This is a genomic window from Staphylococcus coagulans (genome assembly GCF_022557135.1).
In the GTDB taxonomy this organism is placed as follows: Bacteria; Bacillota; Bacilli; order Staphylococcales; family Staphylococcaceae; genus Staphylococcus; species Staphylococcus coagulans.
In genome coordinates this window covers 1,907,014-1,927,103 of sequence record NZ_CP092966.1, presented here as the reverse complement: position 1 = coordinate 1,927,103, position 20,090 = coordinate 1,907,014, and the positions used below count along the sequence as shown (strand labels likewise).

Annotated in this window: 18 protein-coding genes and 2 pseudogenes; 12 read left to right on the top strand and 8 right to left on the bottom strand. The window is 35.2% G+C overall.

Annotated features, from left to right (window positions below; all coding sequences use genetic code 11):
- The first annotated feature begins 1 nt into the window (after position 1).
- Genes yjbM through KM149_RS09135 form a run of 5 tightly spaced genes read left to right on the top strand, consistent with a single transcriptional unit; the run spans position 2 to position 5,553 of the window.
- A complete protein-coding gene (gene yjbM, locus KM149_RS09155; RefSeq protein WP_165545878.1) occupies positions 2-646 on the top strand; it encodes a GTP diphosphokinase in 645 nt (214 codons plus the stop codon).
- A complete protein-coding gene (locus KM149_RS09150) occupies positions 646-1,455 on the top strand; it encodes an NAD kinase (RefSeq protein WP_016424660.1) in 810 nt (269 codons plus the stop codon). Before yjbM ends, KM149_RS09150 begins: the two co-directional genes overlap by 1 nt.
- On the top strand, positions 1,452-2,306 hold the full coding sequence (locus KM149_RS09145) for an RluA family pseudouridine synthase (protein WP_060830159.1): 855 nt from the start codon (positions 1,452-1,454) through the stop codon (positions 2,304-2,306). The genes KM149_RS09150 and KM149_RS09145 overlap by 4 nt, the downstream gene beginning before the upstream one ends.
- A 12-nt stretch (positions 2,307-2,318) precedes the next feature.
- Positions 2,319-3,710 carry a magnesium transporter gene (gene mgtE, locus KM149_RS09140; RefSeq protein ID WP_215727798.1) on the top strand — a complete coding sequence of 464 codons (1,392 nt, stop codon included), beginning with the start codon at positions 2,319-2,321 and terminating at the stop codon, positions 3,708-3,710.
- A 10-nt stretch (positions 3,711-3,720) separates the two neighbouring features.
- A complete protein-coding gene (locus tag KM149_RS09135; RefSeq protein WP_050331442.1) occupies positions 3,721-5,553 on the top strand; it encodes a monovalent cation:proton antiporter family protein in 1,833 nt (610 codons plus the stop codon).
- A gap of 435 nt (positions 5,554-5,988) precedes the next feature.
- Here KM149_RS09135 and chrA read toward each other — a convergent pair.
- The 5 genes and pseudogenes from chrA to KM149_RS09110 all read right to left on the bottom strand — a co-directional run bounded on the left by chrA (position 5,989) and on the right by KM149_RS09110 (position 9,531).
- Positions 5,989-7,176 (bottom strand): annotated as a pseudogene (gene chrA / locus KM149_RS09130) (chromate efflux transporter).
- A 7-nt stretch (positions 7,177-7,183) separates the two neighbouring features.
- On the bottom strand, positions 7,184-7,576 hold the full coding sequence (arsC, locus tag KM149_RS09125) for an arsenate reductase (thioredoxin) (protein ID WP_165545881.1): 393 nt from the start codon (positions 7,574-7,576) through the stop codon (positions 7,184-7,186).
- A 17-nt stretch (positions 7,577-7,593) separates the two neighbouring features.
- Entirely contained in the window at positions 7,594-8,886 is a 1,293-nt protein-coding gene (arsB, locus tag KM149_RS09120) for an arsenite efflux transporter membrane subunit ArsB (protein WP_165545882.1), read from the bottom strand.
- On the bottom strand, positions 8,883-9,197 hold the full coding sequence (locus KM149_RS09115; RefSeq protein WP_165545883.1) for an ArsR/SmtB family transcription factor: 315 nt from the start codon (positions 9,195-9,197) through the stop codon (positions 8,883-8,885). The genes arsB and KM149_RS09115 overlap by 4 nt, the downstream gene beginning before the upstream one ends.
- Positions 9,198-9,240: 43 nt before the next feature.
- Positions 9,241-9,531, bottom strand: coding sequence for a recombinase family protein (locus tag KM149_RS09110; protein ID WP_241415594.1), 291 nt, complete (start codon positions 9,529-9,531; stop codon positions 9,241-9,243).
- Between KM149_RS09110 and KM149_RS09105 the strand changes: the two are divergent.
- A pseudogene (locus KM149_RS09105) lies at positions 9,519-9,673 on the top strand (permease); the annotation flags it as partial. The gene KM149_RS09110 and the pseudogene KM149_RS09105 sit on opposite strands and share 13 nt — an antisense overlap.
- 260 nt (positions 9,674-9,933) lie before the next feature.
- On the top strand, positions 9,934-10,704 hold the full coding sequence (gene fabI, locus KM149_RS09100; protein WP_050331983.1) for an enoyl-ACP reductase FabI: 771 nt from the start codon (positions 9,934-9,936) through the stop codon (positions 10,702-10,704).
- A gap of 211 nt (positions 10,705-10,915) precedes the next feature.
- Here fabI and cozEa read toward each other — a convergent pair whose 3' ends face one another.
- The gene (gene cozEa / locus KM149_RS09095; protein ID WP_165545885.1) at positions 10,916-12,013 is read right to left on the bottom strand and encodes a lipoteichoic acid biosynthesis protein CozEa; all 1,098 of its coding nucleotides are present in this window, start codon (positions 12,011-12,013) and stop codon (positions 10,916-10,918) included.
- A gap of 215 nt (positions 12,014-12,228) precedes the next feature.
- Here cozEa and KM149_RS09090 point away from each other — a divergent pair, with 215 nt between their 5' ends.
- The 3 genes from KM149_RS09090 to KM149_RS09080 all read left to right on the top strand — a co-directional run bounded on the left by KM149_RS09090 (position 12,229) and on the right by KM149_RS09080 (position 15,259).
- Positions 12,229-13,797: an alanine/glycine:cation symporter family protein gene (locus KM149_RS09090; RefSeq protein WP_165545886.1), complete on the top strand. Its 1,569-nt coding sequence runs from the start codon at positions 12,229-12,231 to the stop codon at positions 13,795-13,797.
- 164 nt (positions 13,798-13,961) lie between these two features.
- Positions 13,962-14,696: an esterase family protein gene (locus KM149_RS09085; protein WP_214971863.1), complete on the top strand. Its 735-nt coding sequence runs from the start codon at positions 13,962-13,964 to the stop codon at positions 14,694-14,696.
- Positions 14,697-14,749: 53 nt separating this feature from the next.
- Entirely contained in the window at positions 14,750-15,259 is a 510-nt protein-coding gene (locus KM149_RS09080) for a 2'-5' RNA ligase family protein (RefSeq protein WP_060830153.1), read from the top strand.
- Between the two features lie 219 nt (positions 15,260-15,478).
- Here the strand turns inward: KM149_RS09080 and ltaA are convergent, their stop codons facing one another.
- Both ltaA and KM149_RS09070 read right to left on the bottom strand, forming a co-directional pair.
- Positions 15,479-16,660 (bottom strand): lipoteichoic acid biosynthesis MFS flippase LtaA, encoded by a 1,182-nt coding sequence (gene ltaA / locus KM149_RS09075; protein WP_165545887.1) that lies wholly within the window; start codon positions 16,658-16,660, stop codon positions 15,479-15,481.
- Positions 16,638-17,813: a diglucosyl diacylglycerol synthase gene (locus tag KM149_RS09070; protein ID WP_214971876.1), complete on the bottom strand. Its 1,176-nt coding sequence runs from the start codon at positions 17,811-17,813 to the stop codon at positions 16,638-16,640. Before KM149_RS09070 ends, ltaA begins: the two co-directional genes overlap by 23 nt.
- A gap of 549 nt (positions 17,814-18,362) precedes the next feature.
- Here KM149_RS09070 and KM149_RS09065 point away from each other — a divergent pair.
- Positions 18,363-19,847 carry a UDP-N-acetylmuramoyl-L-alanyl-D-glutamate--L-lysine ligase gene (locus KM149_RS09065; protein ID WP_060830150.1) on the top strand — a complete coding sequence of 495 codons (1,485 nt, stop codon included), beginning with the start codon at positions 18,363-18,365 and terminating at the stop codon, positions 19,845-19,847.
- Positions 19,837-20,076 carry a YueH family protein gene (locus KM149_RS09060; protein ID WP_050331432.1) on the top strand — a complete coding sequence of 80 codons (240 nt, stop codon included), beginning with the start codon at positions 19,837-19,839 and terminating at the stop codon, positions 20,074-20,076. The genes KM149_RS09065 and KM149_RS09060 overlap by 11 nt, the downstream gene beginning before the upstream one ends.
- Positions 20,077-20,090: the final 14 nt, after the last annotated feature.

The following is a 20,090-nucleotide window of genomic DNA, read 5'->3' as shown; positions in this document are numbered from 1 at the left end:
GATGAACCAATGGGAAATTTTTCTAGCACCATATCAACAAGCGATTGACGAATTAAAAGTAAAGCTGAAAGGCTTAAGAAAGCAATATGAAGTTGCAGAATATAATTCACCAATCGAATTCGTGACAGGGCGTGTTAAACCCATTACGAGCATTATTGATAAAGCGAATAAAAGGGGTATTCCATTCGATCGTTTACGTGAAGAAATGTATGATATTGCCGGTTTACGAATGATGTGTCAATTTGTAGATGATATTGACATTGTGGTTGATTTACTACGTCAACGTCAAGACTTTAAGGTCATCGAAGAGCGTGATTATATTAGTAATACTAAGCAAAGTGGATACCGTTCATATCATGTGATTATTGAGTACCCAATTGAAACATTAGATGGTTCAAAGTCAATTTTAGCTGAGATTCAAATTCGTACTTTAGCCATGAATTTTTGGGCAACGATTGAGCATACGCTACGTTATAAATATGATGGGGATTACCCACCCGAAATTCAAACGAGATTAGAACGTGCAGCTGAAGCCGCTTTCTTATTAGATGAAGAAATGTCAGAAATTAAAGAAGAGATTCAAGAAGCTCAAAAATATTATTCGAAAAAACGTGCAAACAAGCATGAGGATCGCGGGGTGGATTGATGCGCTACGTTATATTATCTAAAGGAGATTCAAAATCTGAAGCACTGAAACATAAAATGATGTGCCATATGGAAGATTTTAAAATGATCGAGGATCCAGAAAATCCTGAAATCGTTATTTCAGTAGGCGGTGATGGAACTTTATTACAGGCTTTTCATCATTATAGTCATATGCTGTCTCGATGTGCGTTTGTCGGGATACATACAGGTCATCTCGGATTTTATGCGGATTGGTTACCACATGAGGTAGAAAAATTAATTATAGAGATTAATAACTCTGAATTCCAAGTCATTGAATATCCATTGCTAGAGATTGTTATTCGCTACAATGATAAAGGTTATGAAACACGCTACCTCGCGCTTAATGAAGCCACTATGAAAACGGAAAATGGAACAACGCTTGTTGTAGATTTAGACATTCGTGGTCAACACTTTGAACGATTTAGAGGGGACGGGTTATGTATCTCTACGCCTTCTGGTTCGACCGCTTACAATAAAGCATTAGGTGGTGCATTGATTCATCCTTCATTAGAAGCAATTCAAATTGCTGAAATTGCATCAATCAATAACCGAGTTTTCCGTACGGTTGGCTCTCCCTTAGTGTTACCTAAACATCATACATGTCATGTGAAACCGGTCAATCACGATAGCATTTTAACGACCATTGATCATGTGAGTGTTAAACATAAAAATGTTAATGCGATTCAATACCGTGTTGCTAACGAAAAGATTCGTTTTGCACGCTTTAGACCTTTCCCATTCTGGAAACGTGTTCACGATTCATTTATTTCTAGTGGTGATGAATCGTGATATTTAAATATCATATCCAAACGTCTATGACACTAAAGTCATTCTTATATGCACAACAATTTTCTAAAAAGACGATTAGCGCCATTAAACAAAATGGCGCTTTACTTGTTAATGGTGATCCGAAGACTGTACGTTATACGTTACAAAGTGATGATACTTTAGAAGTACATCTTCCTAAAGAGCTTCCGAGTCCGTATCTTCAGCCTTTTCTAGCACCGCTGGATATTTTGTATGAGGATGAATGGCTACTTGTTGTCGTGAAGCCACAACAACAAAATACGGCACCTTCACGAGAACATCCTCATGAAAGTTTAGTTGAACAGGTTTTAGCGTATATGCAGCTACACAATGAACGGGGCATCCCTCATGTTGTTACACGGTTGGATCGTAATACAACAGGAATTGTTATTATTGCGAAATCACGTCATGTGCATCATTTAATGAGTCATATTGAGATTGAAAAATACTATGAGTGTATTTGTCATGGGGTGCTAGAACAAAATGGTTTCATTGATGCACCCATCGCTCGGGATACAGAAAGCATTATTAAACGTATGGTTTCTGAAGACGGTAAGTCCGCACTGACATATTATGCACCTATTAAAAATTTCAAGACTTATACATGGTGCCGTGTTAAACTTGAAACGGGTAGAACGCATCAGATTCGTGTTCATTTCGAATACATCAATGCACCATTAGTAGGGGATACATTATATGGAGGAGCACACCCTACTTATCAAACACAATTATTGAAATGCGCAGAAGTCAGGTTTGTACATCCATTGACAAATAAAGAAATAAACATCAGGAATCAACATCCAAACTTCGAGCAAGTTTTAACCACTTTGTAGATATACGGATTGATGGAGGTGGCAAATGTGGCTAATGAAAATGAACAAATCATTTTAGATGACGAAGAAATATTCGACAAAGACTTGTTGGATGACTTAATAGCTAATGAGGATATTGATGGTTTTAGAGAAGAATTTTTAGCACTGCACTCATATGAACAAAGTGAATACTTTGAAGTGAGTGATGACGATATACGTCAAAAAATGTATCGATATTTATCTCCCGATGAAGTGGCTGAGTTTTTCGAGAGTTTAGAAATTGATGAAGAAGAATATGAAGATTTATTTGAAGAAATGAACGCGGCCTATGCGAGTAAAGTACTTGAACATATGTCGTACGATAATGCGGTAGATATTTTAAATCAGCTATCGAAAAAGAAAATTGCAAGCTTATTAATGTTGATGAATCGTGAGGACGCTAAAGAAATTAAAGCGTTACTTCATTATGATGAAGATACTGCCGGCGGTATTATGACAACGGAATTTATTTCTTTGACAATCAATACCCCGGTGCACGAAGCGTTAATGAGGGTAAAAGAACAAGCGCCAGATGCGGAAACCATTTACGTGATATTTGTTGTAGACGAAGAGAAAAAACTTGTCGGTGTCTTATCATTAAGGGATTTAATTATAGCTGAAAATGATACTTATATTGAAGATATTATGAATGAGCGTGTCATCAGTGCTAATGTTGCTGATGACCAAGAAGACGTCGCACAGACAATGAGAGACTATGACTTTATTGCTATGCCCGTACTCGACTATCAAAATCATTTACTAGGGATTATTACTATCGATGATATCGTGGACGTTATGGATGAAGAGGCAAGTGAAGACTACTCTCGTTTAGCCGGTGTATCGGACATTGACTCTACAGATGATTCGATTTTTCAAACCGCATTTAAACGGTTGCCTTGGTTGCTGATTTTAACAGTTTTAGGGATGATTACAGCATCTATTTTAGGTTCTTTTGAAGAAACGCTTGAAAAAGTGGCTTTACTTGCTGCTTTTATACCAATTATTAGCGGGATGTCTGGGAATTCTGGAACGCAGTCTTTAGCCGTAGCTGTACGTAATATCTCCACGGGTGATATTAAAGAAAAAAGTAAAATCAAACTCGCCTTGCGTGAATCCGGGAGTGGTTTCTTAACAGGTATTACTTGCGCAACGAGTTTATGCTTTATTATTATCATTTTATACGGACAACCTTATCTTGCCCTCATTGTTGGAACGAGTTTAACGATTGCGATGACAGTAGGGACAACGATTGGGTCTGTCATTCCACTTGTAATGAATCGTATAGGCATTGACCCTGCAGTTGCAAGCGGACCTTTTATTACTACAATTAATGATATAGTAAGTATGTTAATCTATTTCGGATTAGCAACGTCATTTTTAACCTAAGGGGGTACTCATGGAATTTGTATCACTAGTCATTGTCATAGTTGCGGCTATGATTACACCAATATTGATTAACAGATTGAAAATTTCATTTTTACCTGTCGTCGTAGCTGAAATTTTAATGGGTATCGTGATAGGTAATTCATTTCTAAATCTTGTTCATCGTGACGAAGTACTGAACATTCTATCCACATTAGGTTTTATTTTTCTTATGTTTTTAAGTGGTTTAGAAATTGATTTCAATGCATTTAAAAAAGATAAATCGAATAAAAAGAAAGAAGATGCAAAGGTTCCGAACCATTTACGCATCGCTTTGTCTGTGTTTATGCTTATCATGATTATCTCCATAGCTCTTGCATTCGCATTCAAATGGATGGGGCTTATTGATGATGTGCTATTAATGGTGATTATTATATCAACCATTTCACTTGGTGTTGTCGTTCCTACTTTAAAAGAAATGAACTTGATGAGTACGACTATTGGACAATTGATATTGTTAGTCGCTGTGCTTGCAGATTTAGCGACGATGTTATTACTCACAGTTTATGGGGCCGTACATGCATCAGGTGCTGAAACGCTTTGGCTTATAGGAATATTAGTCGTCTTTACAGTTGTATTTTACTTCTTAGGCGGATTGTTCAAAAAAGCACCATTTTTACAAAAACTGATGGATGGAACGACGCAAATTGGTATTCGTGCCGTGTTTGCGCTTATTATTTTACTCGTGGCACTTGCTGAAGGTGTCGGCGCAGAAAATATTTTAGGGGCTTTCTTAGCGGGTGTTGTCGTTTCTTTATTAGGACCGACACAAGATCTTGTTGAGAAGTTAGATTCATTTGGTTACGGATTCTTTATTCCAATATTTTTTATCATGGTCGGTGTCGATTTAAATATTCCATCTTTGATTAAGGATCCTATGATTTTATTAATTATTCCTGTGTTAATAGGGGCCTTTATTATTTCAAAACTGATTCCTGTATTATTACTTAAAAAATGGTTTGATATGAAAACAACCATTGCATCTGCCTTTTTACTGACTTCAACATTATCACTCGTCATTGCAGCAGCTAAAATCGCAGAAAAGCTGGGCACGATTAGTAAAGAAACTTCGGGTGTCCTTGTTTTAAGTGCGGTTATCACATGTGTTTTTGTACCTATAGTGTTTAAAAAACTTATACCTATTCCAGATGAGATGCAACGTTCTATTAAAGTCGCAATGATAGGTAAAAACCAACTTTCTATTCCAATTGCACAAGGTTTAAGATCTCAGTTATATCAGATTTCACTTTATTACCGAAAAGATTTAACAGATCATCGCACATTATCAGATGATATCACGATGATTGAGATGGCAGATTATCACCCTGCAATATTAGAACGTTTAGGTCTTTTTGATAGTGATATCGTTGTATGTTCGACTAATGATGATGAAATCAACCGACGCGTCGCATTAATGGCAAAAGATCATGGCGTAGAGCGCGTGATATGTCGCCTTGAAGCGAGTGATGAAGCACAAACATTAAGTAGTAAAGGTATTGAGTTGTTCAGTAATTTCCAAAGTAATCAGATTTTATTAAAAGGTATGATTGAAACACCAAACATGCTGAACTTATTAAGCAATGTGGAAACATCGCTTTATGAAATTGGAATGTACAATTATGCATTTGATCAAATGCAATTGCGTAACTTTCCATTTGGTGGCGATATTATCTTTGTACGAATTATCCGCAATAATGAATCTATCGTACCGCACGGGGATACTCAACTTCAATATGGCGATCGTCTTATTGTTACAGGTACGAAAGAGTACGTTGATCAACTTAAAATTGAATTGGAAATGTTTTAAATTACGAAGATATACACGACTCAGTTCTCACAGTCTCATTTTCATTGAGGCTGTGATCAATTCCAAAATAAATAGCGCTAGATGATTGATTATAAGCATCGTCTTAGCGCTTCTTTTTTATGATAAAACTTCGTATTGAATAATTCTACTTTCCGAGAAGACAGCCTCAGCCTGTAGTCTTCGGCTCGTTCTGTTCCATGGGAGTATCTGTTTTGGAGTGATATGACAAAAATTTTGCATTTTAAATGGTACATAGTAGAACAGAAATATATATGAGTAAGAAATTTTAGAAGAGATAAAAGCAAAAAACAACATAGGCTGGGCCGAATTATATAAACATTTAGATATAAAATACAAATCCCTTTAATTAGCAAACAAGGGATTTTGTATATAGAGTATAAGTATTTTGATTATTTGTATATTCATTGATTTATATTAATAAAATAGAATACCTAAGATTATACCTATCAAAACAATAGACCAAGAAGGCAATTTAAAATACATTAATAATATGAATAATGAGCTGACTAAAGCAAAATCTAATTCGGATTTAATCGTTGATGTCCAAATCGGGTTATAAAAAGTAGCAATAAGTATACCAACTACACCTGCACTTATCCCTTTCAAAAATCCTTCAGCATAAATATTAGATTTAATATTATCCCAGAATGGCAAAATTCCAAATAACAAAAGAAATGCTGGTAGAAAAATGGCAATAGTAGCCAATATTGCTCTTCCAACACCTTCTATAGACATCCCAATATATGAAGCAAATGTAAATAACGGTCCGGGTACAGCTTGAGCAGCAACATAACCTGTTATGAAGTTATCGGGCGATATTAATCCTGATGGTAAAAACTCATTTTTCAATAAAGGTAAGATAACATGACCTCCCCCCAAAAACTAAAGACCCTGATCTATAAAACTATCAAACATTTTTAACCATAGATTATTTGTCATAGAACTGGCTAAAGGTAATAAGGTTAATAGTAAAAAGAATAATGATAATGAAAAAACACTTAACTTTTTAGATAGTTTGAATGAATTGTTTTTTATTTTAGTTCTATTTGTTGAACTTTGCTTTAGAAAGATGAGACCATATACACCGGTTATTGATAGTGCAATAACCTGTACATAAAGATTATTACTAATGATAACATAAGAACAAACAATGCTAATACAATAGTGGTTTTGGTATTGGTTAATTTTTTACCCATTCCTATAATAGCTTGAGCTACAACAGCAACAGCTACGAGTTTTAAACCTTGCATCCAAGTAAAACTTGTATCACTACTCGTAAATAGCGATGAAAAAAGCATTAGTATAATTACAGAAGGCGCGTAAATCCGATAAATGAGATAAATGAGATAATACCTCCACCGACGCCACCTCTTATAGTTCCTATACCAATACCTACTTGGCTACTTGCAGGACCGGGTAAAAACTGGCAAAGTGCTACCAAATCAGAATACTCTTTTTCATCAAGCCATTTTCTTTTTTTACATATTCATCATAAAAATAGCCTAAATGGGCAGTAGGTCCGCCGAATGATAATAAACCAAGTTTTAATGCAACAAAAAATATATTTATACATAAAACCCTCCTTGTATTTGGCAGATTCATCCTTTACTTAACTATTGAATTCTTTAATTTTTTTGCCAATTTCATCTCTAATACGCTGGAATTCTGACCACTCTTTACCTGCTGGATCATCAAATCCCCAGTGCTCTTTTTTTACGTTTGGTGGTAGTGTAGGACAATTATTGTCTGCATCGCTACATAAGGTCACGACTAAATCCGATTGTTTTAAGATATCATCATCAATCAAGTCGGATGTATGATTTGAGATATCAATATTTACTTCTTTCATAGCTTCTATTGCTTTAGGATTAACACCATGTTTCTCAATACCAGCAGAATACACATTCCAATTTTCACCTAATATTTTCTTTCCCCAACCCTCAGCCATTTGACTACGACATGAATTTCCAGTACATATAAAATAAATTGTTTTCTTTTCCATAATTCATTCCCCATTTCTTAAAATATGATTAGTGTAAGGTATAAACCCAAGAGTGTTACAAATAATACTGGGATAGTAATAACGATTCCAGTTTTAAAGTATGTTCCCCAAGAAATCTTTACACCTTTTTGAGTTAAAACATGTAGCCACAATAATGTTGCTAAAGAACCAATGGGTGTAATCTTAGGCCCTAAATCAGAACCGATGACATTCGCATAAACCATACCTTCTTTTAATATTCCTGTAGCACTGGATTGACCAATCGCTATCGCATCTATTAAAACAGTTGGCATGTTGTTCATAATTGAAGATAAGAAAGCAGCTATAAAGCCCATGCCTATGATACTGCTGAATAATCCATGATTTGAAATGTTTGATAGTACATTAGCCAAAGTTGTTGTGATTCCTACGTTTTTTAAACCAAATACAACTAAGTACATACCGATAGAAAATAGAACAATATTCCAAGGAGCACCTTTAATTACTTTTTTAGTATGAACTGCTTTAGATTTACGGGCTAACAATACAAAGATGAAAGCAATGATGCCAGCAATAATTGATACAGGGATCTGTATAAACTCACTAATAAGATAGCCTAAGACCAGTATTGCTAATACAACCCACGAAAACTTAAATAATTTAGGATCTTTAATTGCATTTTTAGGCTCTGTAAGATCTTGTGTATCGAACGTTTTAGGTATAGATTTTCTGAAATATAACCATAAAACGAGAATACTAGCAATGAGAGAGAATAGATTAGGAATAAGCATTCGGCTAAAATATTCAATAAATCCAATATCAAAGTAATCTGCAGAAACGATATTAACTAAGTTACTTACAATTAAAGGTAATGATGTAGTATCCGCTATAAAACCGCTAGCAATAATAAAAGGGAAAACCATTTTTTCATTAAATCCTAGATTTCTTACCATTGCTAATACAATAGGCGTTAAAATTAAAGCTGCACCATCATTTGCGAAAAACGCAGCTACTATCGCTCCTAATAGCATGATTAAAACAAACATTTTTAAACCGTTACCGTTTGAAGTCTTAACCATATGTATCGCAGCCCATTCAAAAAAGCCAATCTCATCTAATATTAGTGAAATGAGAATAACAGCTACAAAAGTTAAGGTAGCATTCCAAACAATACCTGTTACTTCTAATATATCGGAAAAACTTACAACCCCTGTAATGATAGCAACGATAGCTCCAATTAAAGCTGTAATACCAATATCTAATCCTCTAGGTTGCCATATTACAAAGATTAAAGTTAAAAGAAAAATCACAATTGCTAAAATGGTCATCAACACTCACCTGATTTCACATTTTTGCATACACAACGTTGATTAGATGTATTAATGGTGTTTAAGTTTTGAATAATATCATCTAAAATAACATGATTAAGTTGATACATGTGTTTGTTACCTTTTTTTCGTGAGGTAACTAACTCACTTTCTACTAAGAATTTCATATGATAACTTAATGTAGGTTGCGAAAATTGAAAATGCTCCAGCAAGTCACAAGCGCATAATTCGCCACAAGATAGTAAGTCTAGTATTTCTAACCGACTTGGATCTGATAAAACTTTTAATAGTGCTGATAGTTCTTTATAAGACATTAATCTACCTCCTTGATAATAAATAGATTAACATCTATATAGATTACTGTCTATGTTCTATTCTATATATCGTCTGACGAGTCATAACAACTTCTTTTGCTATAGCGCTAATAGACTTGCTCAGTTTAAGTAATGCAACAGCACGATAATAAACTAAACGTTTGTATGGATCTTTAGCACGAGGAGAATAAAGTACAGGACGCCCCTTATAAATACCTTTTTCTTTTAAGTAGTTAACGGTTTGAATAATCTCATCATAATTTCGTCCTAATCTAACAATTGATTCCACCACTAAACGGTCTCCCATTCTCACGAAATTCAACTTTTCTAGTATTTTCTGAAATGAATTTTGTTGACAGTTATAAAGGCGTTAATGTTAAAGGGGATGACTTTTTGCTAATAAAACAGGATTACGTTTAAAACAAGTATTAAATGATGGATGGGCGTTTTCATACCCAATGTTTCCTTTTTTATGGAGGTACTTAAATGATTGAAAATTTAGCTGACTTTCCCTGAAGCAGAATGTCAAAAAACTATGGGAAGGTATCATATACTTGAATGTTATTTAAAGAATTTAAAATTAGTAAGAGCAGTTAGTAATTTAGCAAAAGTGCCAAATCGTCCACTTGATAATTGACAACAAAGTAGGGCAGAATATGTGATATAGTTTTAAAATTTAAGACCAGATGGTAAAATTAAAAGTATCATGTTATTAAAAGATAAAGGAGTAATCACATTGATGAATCTTGAAGGTAAAACTTTTGTAGTGATGGGTATTGCGAACAAACGAAGCATCGGTTTCGGTGTTGCAAAAGTATTGGATCAACTAGGGGCGAAGTTAGTATTTACATACAGAAAAGAAAGAAGCTTTAAAGAGCTAGATAAATTAATTGATCAGTTAAATCAATCTGAAAAACACGTTTATCAAATCGACGTTCAAAGCGATGAAGATGTTGTGAATGGCTTTGAACAAATCGGTCAAGATGTGGGGAAAATTGATGGCGTTTTCCATTCCATCGCTTTTGCACGTGTAGAAGAGTTAAGAGGTCGTTTTTCAGATACATCTCGTGATGGTTTCTTACTTGCACAAGATATTAGTGCATACTCACTTACGATTGTTGCGCGTGAAGCAAGAAAAATTATGAATGAAGCGGGTAGTATCGTGACTTCAACCTATATTGGCGGTGAGTTTGCTGTACCAAACTACAATGTGATGGGTATCGCTAAAGCTAGCCTCGAAGCGTCAGTGAAATATTTAGCAGCAGATTTAGGTCAGGATAATATTCGTGTCAACGCGATATCTGCTGGTCCTATTCGTACGTTGAGTGCGAGAGGTGTCGGTAGCTTCACTACAATTTTAAAAGAGATTGAAGAACGCGCACCATTGAAACGTAACGTTGATCAAGAAGAAGTAGGTAAAACTGCAGCTTATTTATTAAGTGACTTTTCATCAGGCGTTACTGGAGAAAACATTCACGTGGACGCTGGTTTCCACGCGATTCGCTAAGTCATTGATAGGATAAAGAAAAGCGATTAAACAGGTTTCTCCTACGTAATTGAGTTGACAGTTTAGCGCGCTAATCTAATAAGTGATAAAAAAAGCAATTTCGCTCATCGAGAGGGAAATTGCTTTTTTCGTTGAATCTCAAAACTGAAATTCGAGGCGTTTTTAATCGTTCTTTATAAAGCCATATGACATTTATATCTTTTAAAAAGACTTAGAGAATACTGTTATCATCTACATTACTTTGTGCTTTGTGTAAAATTTGATGACGATATTTGTAAACATTTCGTGCAATTGTCTTAAGGACAGCATATAACGGAACAGCTACCAAGATAAGCATGAAACCGCCTAAACTACCAGAAGCTAAAATAACAATAATAATTGTTAATGGGTGGATGTTTAAAGATTTACCCATTACGTTAGGCGTGATAACATTACCTTCTAATTGTTGCGCTATTAAAGTGACAACACAGACCCATATAAAGGTTGAAGGACTTTGAATCAATCCTAAGATACCTGCTGGTAAAAATGCCATCCATGGTCCTAGAAATGGAATCATATTTGCTACGATGGCGAACATGACGAGTAATAATGTATATTCTAGACCAATGATACTATAGCCGATGTACAAAATTGTTCCGAGGATTAAACTCACTGTAACTTGACCTTGAATATAAGATTTTAATGTTTGGTTCAAATCTTTTAAAAGTGTAACGACAAATATTTTACGCTCACCATTAAAAAAACGTGCAACTGCTGGAATAAAACGTTCGTGATCTTTCAACATATAGATTAAGAAAAACGGAACTAAAATTAACAAGAAAAGTGTGGACACAATACTTGTTACAATATTGAGTGAGTTAGATAAAATATTTGATGCCATTTCACTAATGTAAGAAACGATATCATTAATTTTGTCAGTGACTTGTGATGGAAGTCGATCACGTTGGTCTAATGCAAAATTAATAAGACGTTCAGCTTCACGTTGTATAAACGGGATTTGGTGAATCAGATTCTCAATTTGTGTTGCAATGACAGGTCCAATAACACCAATGACAGCACCAATAAGGGCTGTAAGACCAAGTAAAATAATTGTAATACTTGCCCAACGTGGAATATGCCGTTTTTCTAACATCTTTTGAAAAGGCAAACAAATATAGAATAAAAAGCCACTTAATAGTAAGGGCAATAGGATAGATTGAATAATGATAACGATCGGCATAAAGATATGATTGACATCTATGAATAATTTAATGAGTAAAAATAAAAGCAACAGTGCGATGCCTGAACGAAACCACACTTTATTCGTCATAAATTGTTCCTCCTTTTGTAAACACTTATATTTTAGTATAGCCCAACTGAATACGTGTTAAAAGAAAAAAATGAAATCTCGACAATAAATCTTTTCAATTTTTATTTAGTATGTGAATTTTAATAATAAGTTGCACGGAATTTATTAAATGTGTATACTGATAGCAGATTTATCAGAAAATTTAAAAATTTAACGGGATGATAGGGGGCATGTGTATGTTAGAAGTGATTGTGGGATGGCTAAATGAAGTGGTGTGGAGTAAACCGCTCGTTTATGGTTTGTTACTTACAGGTATCGCTTTTAGTTTAATGACACGTTTTTTACAGGTTAGACATTTTAAAGAAATGATTCGATTAATGTTTCAAGGTGAAAAGTCACCGACAGGGATTTCAAGCTTTCAAGCGATTGCCTTGTCTTTAGCGGGTCGTGTCGGTACAGGGAATATCGTGGGTGTTTCCACTGCAATTTTTATTGGAGGCCCCGGAGCCGTTTTTTGGATGTGGATTACAGCATTTTTAGGGGCAGGCACAGCTTTTGTTGAATCAGCATTAGGCCAAATTTATAAAAAAGAAGAAGATGGAGAGTATCGAGGAGGTCCAGCTTACTATATCGAACGTGGCATCAAAGGAAAATTCGGCAAAATTTATGGGTTGATATTCGCAATTGTCACGATTATTTCTGTTGGTTTATTATTGCCAGGTGTTCAATCCAATGCAATTGCAAGTTCCATGCATAATGCATTTGGAATACCGTCATGGATTATCGCCGTAGTACTAGCGGTCATTTTAGCATTAATTATTTTTGGTGGTGTCAAATGGATTGCCAATGTAGCAACAGCTGTTGTCCCTTTTATGGCAATTATTTATATTTTAATGGCTGTTGTTATTATTGTGTTAAATATCCAAGAAGTTCCTGCATTATTCGCACTGATTTTTAAATCGGCTTTTGGTATGGAAGCTGCATTTGGAGGCATTATCGGTGCAATGATTGAAATTGGTGTGAAACGAGGGCTTTATTCGAACGAAGCGGGCCAGGGGACAGGCCCCCATGCAGCTGCTGCGGCAGAAGTTTCTCACCCAGCGAAACAAGGTTTGGTTCAAGCGTTCTCTGTTTATGTTGATACGTTATTCGTTTGTACAGCAACAGCATTAATCATTCTTATTTCTGGCACATATAATACTACGGATGGGTCAATGGCTAAAAATGGGATGCCGAATTTAATTAAAGATGGTGGTATTTTCGTACAAAGTCCCGATGGCAGTAAAGATTACTCTGGAACTGCGATGTATGCACAAGCAGGGATTGATAAGGCGATTCAAGGATCAAGTTATCATTTTGACCCAAGTTTTTCAGGATTCGGCTCATACTTTATAGCGATTGCACTGTTCTTTTTCGCATTCACAACGATTCTCGCTTATTATTATATTGCCGAGACGAATGTAAGTTTCTTAACGAATCGAATTGCTAAAAATCAGAATAAGTTTTGGCAAAATGTCACACGTCTTGTACTCATTGCTGCGACAGCTTATGGTGCAGTTAAAACTGCTGATACTGCTTGGGCAATGGGGGATTTAGGTGTCGGTATGATGGCTTGGTTAAATATTATTGCCATTTGGATTCTGCATAAACCTGCAATGCATGCATTAAAAGACTTTGAAAGACAGAAAAAAGAAAAAGGAACGGGCAAAACAGCAACCTATCAACCCGATCCGAAAGAGATTCCAACAGCTACATTTTGGTTAGAAGACTATCCTAAGCGATTGAAAGAGAATCAACTCGAGTAAATAATATAATATTTTATATAGTCTTTCGTTTAATAACATACCAAATAAGTCGCACATCATTTGATAGATAAATTCAAATTATATAATAAAATTAAGTTTTTAGATTAACACATGAGACGTCTCCTGATACAATGAGATTAATTCGTATGAGGAGGTGTCTTTTTATGACATCATTTACGCCAGGACAAATAACAGAAACACAATTTAAAAGTGATTATTTAGAAAGAGAAATCACATTATCCGTCTATTTACCGAAAGATTATTCGGATTTATATAAATCAAAAGTAATCATATGTTTTGATGGCCAAGACTTCTTTAGATATGGTCAACTTCATCGTGTATATGAAAAGCTGAGGAAAAAAGGTGAAGTTGAGCGTGCAATTATTATTGGTTTTCATTATGAATCAGTGAAAGATAGAAGTACTGAATTTCATCCACAAGGGGAAAAAGCAGCGAAGACGGTTCAAGCCGTAGTTAAAGAGTTACTTCCATGGATAGATCGTCAGTTTGCAACGTATAAGGTTGGCAATGCGCGCTTATTATTAGGAGATAGTTTAGCTGGTAGTATTGCACTTTTAACTGGCTTAAGTTATCCACGTGTGATGAGTCAAATTGGGATTTTGAGCCCTTATTATGACGACATTGTGAAACAGATTTTCGAAAGATGTCAGTTTAAATCACATTTAAATATTTGGCATGCGATCGGCAAAGAAGAATGTGATTTTAAATTACCGACTACAGGGAAACAAGCAGATTTCTTAACACCGAATCGTGCATTCAGAGATTTAGTAGAATGCGAGCAAGTGACTTATTATTACGAGGAATTGGATGGTGGACATAACTGGAAAACTTGGCAAAAAGAACTACCAAAAATACTCGTACACTTTTTAAGTAACTAATTATTAGAAAATTTGCTATAATAGAGGCAAGCGAAAACAAAGGAGGAATTGAAATGATTCTAGGGTTAGCGTTAATTCCATCAAAAGATTTCCAAAATGAGGTTAATGCATATCGTAAACGTTATGATAAACACTACACAAAGATTAAACCTCATATTACTATTAAAAGTCATTTTGAAATTGATGATCAAGAAATTGATAGTGTAAAAGCTGAAATTGAAAAACGTTTAGAAGGGGCTAAAGTTGTTGATATGCATGCAACAAAAGCTTCTAATTTTGCGCCAATCACGAATGTAATCTATTTCAAAGTTGAAAAAACAGAAGCGTTAGTGGATTTATTTAACCGCTTTGATGGAGACGATTTTTATGGGAAATCAGAGCATCCATTTGTTCCGCACTTTACAATTGCTCAAGGTTTAACGAGCCAAGAGTTCGAAGACATTTATGGTCAAGTTCGTTTAGCAGGTGTTGATCATAAAGAAACAATTGAGCAAATTTCATTGATGAAATATGATGACACAGAAGATGAATGGAAAGAAATTGAAACATATTCATTGGGGTAGAACGCGTGATAAGCGTTTTTGAAGATAGCCCTTCATCACGCATACTTAAATAATAAAAACCTTTTAAAGCAAACACTTTAAAAGGTTTTTTCGTACTGTCGATTTGCCTTGAATATGGCGATTGACAGTTTTTATTTGATTAGATCCAACCCTAGCATGTTGAATTATTTTAATATGTGTTTTTAAGTCAAAATTGGCCCTTGAAGTAAGTATGATTGTTTATGACTGATGACGTTTTACAAAATAGCTACCATAAAAAATAGCTAAGAAAAAGATAATCAGTGCTGCAAAATAAAAAGTATAAATAGGACTGCCAAAAAATTGTGATAGTGGTCCACCAAATAAAGGCCCTATCATAGCACCGAAGCCTTGTATACTATTAATCACGCCCCAAGTTTCTTCTTGTTCACTTGGATGGATAAAACTTGCCATGAAAGTGTTCCAAGCTGGCAACAGGATACCATAAAGCACACCAATGAAAAAGGCGATTATCCACACGACCACAATATGTGTTAAGAACGTTAAAATAAAAATAGAAGTACCGTAAATTACAAACCCTAAAAAGATAACGAAGTACATGAAACGTGTCGAATGGGCATCTATGATTTTTGATAAAAATAACATTGAAATGGTGCAACCTACGCCACCAATAACAATTGCAAGCGTGTATTCAAGCGTCGTCACACCGACTATATCCAAGGCATATTGCGGGAGCACAGGGACTAATGCACTGATTGCGAGCCCTTGCAATAAGATACCTGGAAATAAAATCAAATGACGTTTAGATACACTCACAATTTGACGTAATTGCTGCTTCACATTTTTCGTATTGTAATCGGTCAACTTAACTTTTACAAACCAATACAAGACGAACGCGATTGCGACACATAGCGACATTAAAAAATTGAAATGTGTTGGGTGAGATTTGAATATAAGGTTCATCGTAATCATACCGGCTAGCATCCCGGAGAGCCAAGAAAAATAGACATAGCCCATCTGTTTTCCTCGTGTTCGTTCATCGACACTTGCCAACATAATCACCCAAATTGGACACACAGCAATACCGAGCATAATAGAACTTAAAATGAGCACTACAGGTGAAGTAGGCATAAAGATAACTAAAAACAGGCTCACAAGGGCTAATATAAAACCTAAAGTGAGCACGATTGTTGGTCCAAGACGCTTTAAAACGAAGCCAACAAAAAAGTTACTAATAGAATCTGATATAAAATGTATGGAAATTGCAATTGAAGTGATACTGACTGCAATCGATGTTGCTGTTGGCAATAGGGGTAAATAACTCAGTACGTACATTCCTCGCGCAAATTCCATCAAAAATAAAATAACTAAGAGAATATAAAAATTTCTCATAGTCATTTTATTTGACGAGTAGTTTTGCATATAAAGGCACCTTTCCATAAACAGTTTCACATTGTGATGCGTTATAAAGTAGGTCGAGTAAATCCTGACATAAACGTTGTGTTGCATTAGGTTGACGTGCTTCTGCCATATTTTGAATCATCGTGTTGATTTCATTAGGATGACGTGTAAGATGTGTGACGATATCAATCGCTTCAGAAGGTGTATCTGCAATTTTTCCAAATGCTTTTTGTTCGAAGTATAAAGCATTTTCGAGTTCTTGACCTGGTGCAGGATTTAAGAAAATTATTGGCACTTTTCGAGTAAGTGCTTCTGAAATTGTAATACCACCAGGTTTCGTAATCATGAGGTGACTTGACGCCATCCACTCGTTCATATTGTTCGTATAACCTAAAATTAAAACATGGCGATTCCCTTTAAATGCTTTACTTAATTGACGTTTTAATTCTTTGTTTCGACCACAAATCATGACTACTTGGGCATTTGGACTTTCATCAATGATACGTTGAATCATTTGTTCAAACCCTTTAGATACACCAAAGGCGCCCGCAGACATTAAAATTGTTTGTGCTTTTGGATCTAAATGATGTTGAGTCAGCCATGCTTCTCGATCGATACGGTCTTCAAACCGTGCCGAAATAGGAATACCAGTGACTTTAAGAGCTTCTCTTGGAATGCCAACACTCGCAAACTCATCTTTTAAATCTTCTGTTGCTAAATAGTATCGTGCAGAATAAGGTGTAATCCAGTTTTTGTGCATGCGATAGTCTGTCATAACAGTGGCAATAGGGATGTTCATATTAAATTGTTCTGTTAAAACTGACATGACAGGTGTTGGGAACGTCAACAAAATTAAATCTGGTTTTTCTTTTAATAGTAAGTTTAATAATTTATTTAAACCGTAATATTTATAAAAACATTTATCTAACTGGTCTGGGCGGCTATAATAAAATGCTTTATACATACGACGAAAATATTTAAAACTATTGATATACCATTTCTTACAGATTGATGTCATAATAGGATGTGCTTCTAAAAATAAATCATGTTCTATCACTGTAAGATGTTCAAGATTCATATGACTGAGTTCTTCAATAATACTATTTGTCACTTGTATATGACCATTACCAAATGATCCCGTGATAATCAATATTTTTTTCTTTTGAGCTACCATGATAGCCACCCTCCGAGATATTCAGACTTATTATTTTTCTATGTAAGTGTATCGCAATTTGGGTTATTTGTGAAAAAATTAAAAGATTTATTACAAAAATCTTAAAATGTTAAAATAAACAGTATATATGTCCATAAAATATTTAATGTTATTTTTTAATACATAGTATAATAGAAAGAAAAAACAAATAACACCTAAAATTGGCGACAATTTCATTATATTATCTTAATATACAACAAAACTCGGCACAATAGTAATTTAAAGATTTAGGGCTGCGGACGTATTAAAATCAATGACTAAAGTTAACTTTATTTACCCTTAAAATGTAGAAGGTAATCTTTTTTATCGCTTAAAATGTTTAACACGATGTGAACTAACTCACGCGCTGAAATCATAATGTACGCTGAGTATGGCCTCAAAACGGTTGAGTATGAAGTGATAACCTTATATTGTCTAAGAAGAAATCTCAAATGAAATTAACTTTTCATTCTCGTTCTCACGAGAGAAAAGTGTATAATATATGCGTATATCAAAAAAGGAGAGATGTCTGTGAACGCGCAACAATTGTTCGAAAATATATTAATAAAACAAGTCATAGGAAGTTTAGATAGAGACATAAATGATATTACGACTGATTCTCGGACAGCGAAAGCCGGAAGTATTTTTGTAGCATCTAAGGGCTATACTGTTGACAGCCATCGTTTTGCACAAAATGTTGTTGATCAAGGATGTCAAGTGGTCGTGGTGAATAGATTATTAGAGCTAGAAGGTGATGTCACACAAGTAATTGTACCGGATACGTTACGTGTTGCGAGTCATCTCGTACATCATATTTATGATTTTCCAAGTCAACATTTAACAACAATCGGTGTGACAGGGACAAATGGAAAGACTTCAATTGCGACAATGATTCATCACATCTATAGAAAGCTTGGAAAAGGAAGTGCCTATCTCGGTACGAACGGCTTTCAAATTAATGAAACATTAACAAAAGGTGAAAATACGACGCCAGAAACCGTTGTACTTACTAAGAAAATACACGAAGCTGTTGAAGCTGGCGCCGAAGCAATGACTTTAGAAGTATCCTCACATGGCTTAAGTTTAGGGCGTTTAAGTGGTGTGGAATTTGATGTTGCTATTTTTTCTAATTTAACGCAAGATCATTTAGATTTTCATGGCACGATGGAAGCATATGGACATGCTAAATCATTATTATTTAGTCAACTCGGTCAAGACCTTAGCCGTGATAAATATGCTGTTATCAATGCAGATGACGCTTTTTCAAACTATTTAAAATCGGTAACGCCATATGAAAGTATGACATATGGCATAGACAATGAGGCACAATTTATGGCAACAAATATTGTTGAAACGTTGCAAGGGGTGACGTTTGATTTTGTAACGCCATTCGGTACATATCCTGTTAAATCACCTTATGTTGGACGCTTTAATATTTCAAATTTAATGGCAGCGATGATAGGCGTTTGGGTTAAAGGCACAGACCTCGACACGATTTCTAAAATCGTTGCTGACCTTGAACCTGTAGAAGGCAGATTAGAAGTATTAGATCCTTCATTACCTATCGATTTAATTATTGATTACGCGCATACGGCTGACGGCATGTCTAAACTTATCGATGCCGTGCAACCTTTTGTAAAACAAAAATTAATATTTCTAGTAGGTATGGCAGGAGAACGTGATTTGACGAAGACTCCTGAAATGGGACGTGTCGCATCTCGAGCGGATTATGTCATTTTTACACCTGACAATCCAGCAAATGATGACCCTAAAATGTTAACAGCTGAGCTCGCAAAAGGCGCAACGCATGATAATTACGTAGAATTTACAGATCGCGCTGAAGGCATCCGGCATGCGATTGCAGTTGCTGAACCCGGAGATACCGTTGTACTTGCTTCGAAAGGAAGAGAGCCTTATCAAATTATGCCAGGTCATATCAAAGTACCGCATCGAGATGACTTGATTGGATTAGAGGCAGCTTATCAAAAATTTGGTGGTGGTCCAAGTGAAGATTAGAGAAAGCCATAGTGAGCATCTTTCAGTAAAAGTATGGCTTTATCATAATAAAGGTGAAGGCTATATTCTCGTTTCTATACCTGACTTACATTGGTCAATTCAAGTTGACGATACAATGTTTGGAGAAACGCTAACAGAACACTTATTGATGCATTTATTTAATGTTATTGATGAACAAGAAGCGGAAGTTTTAGCTTTACGCATCACACGTTGGATACAAGAAGTATAATTAAAAGGAGATTT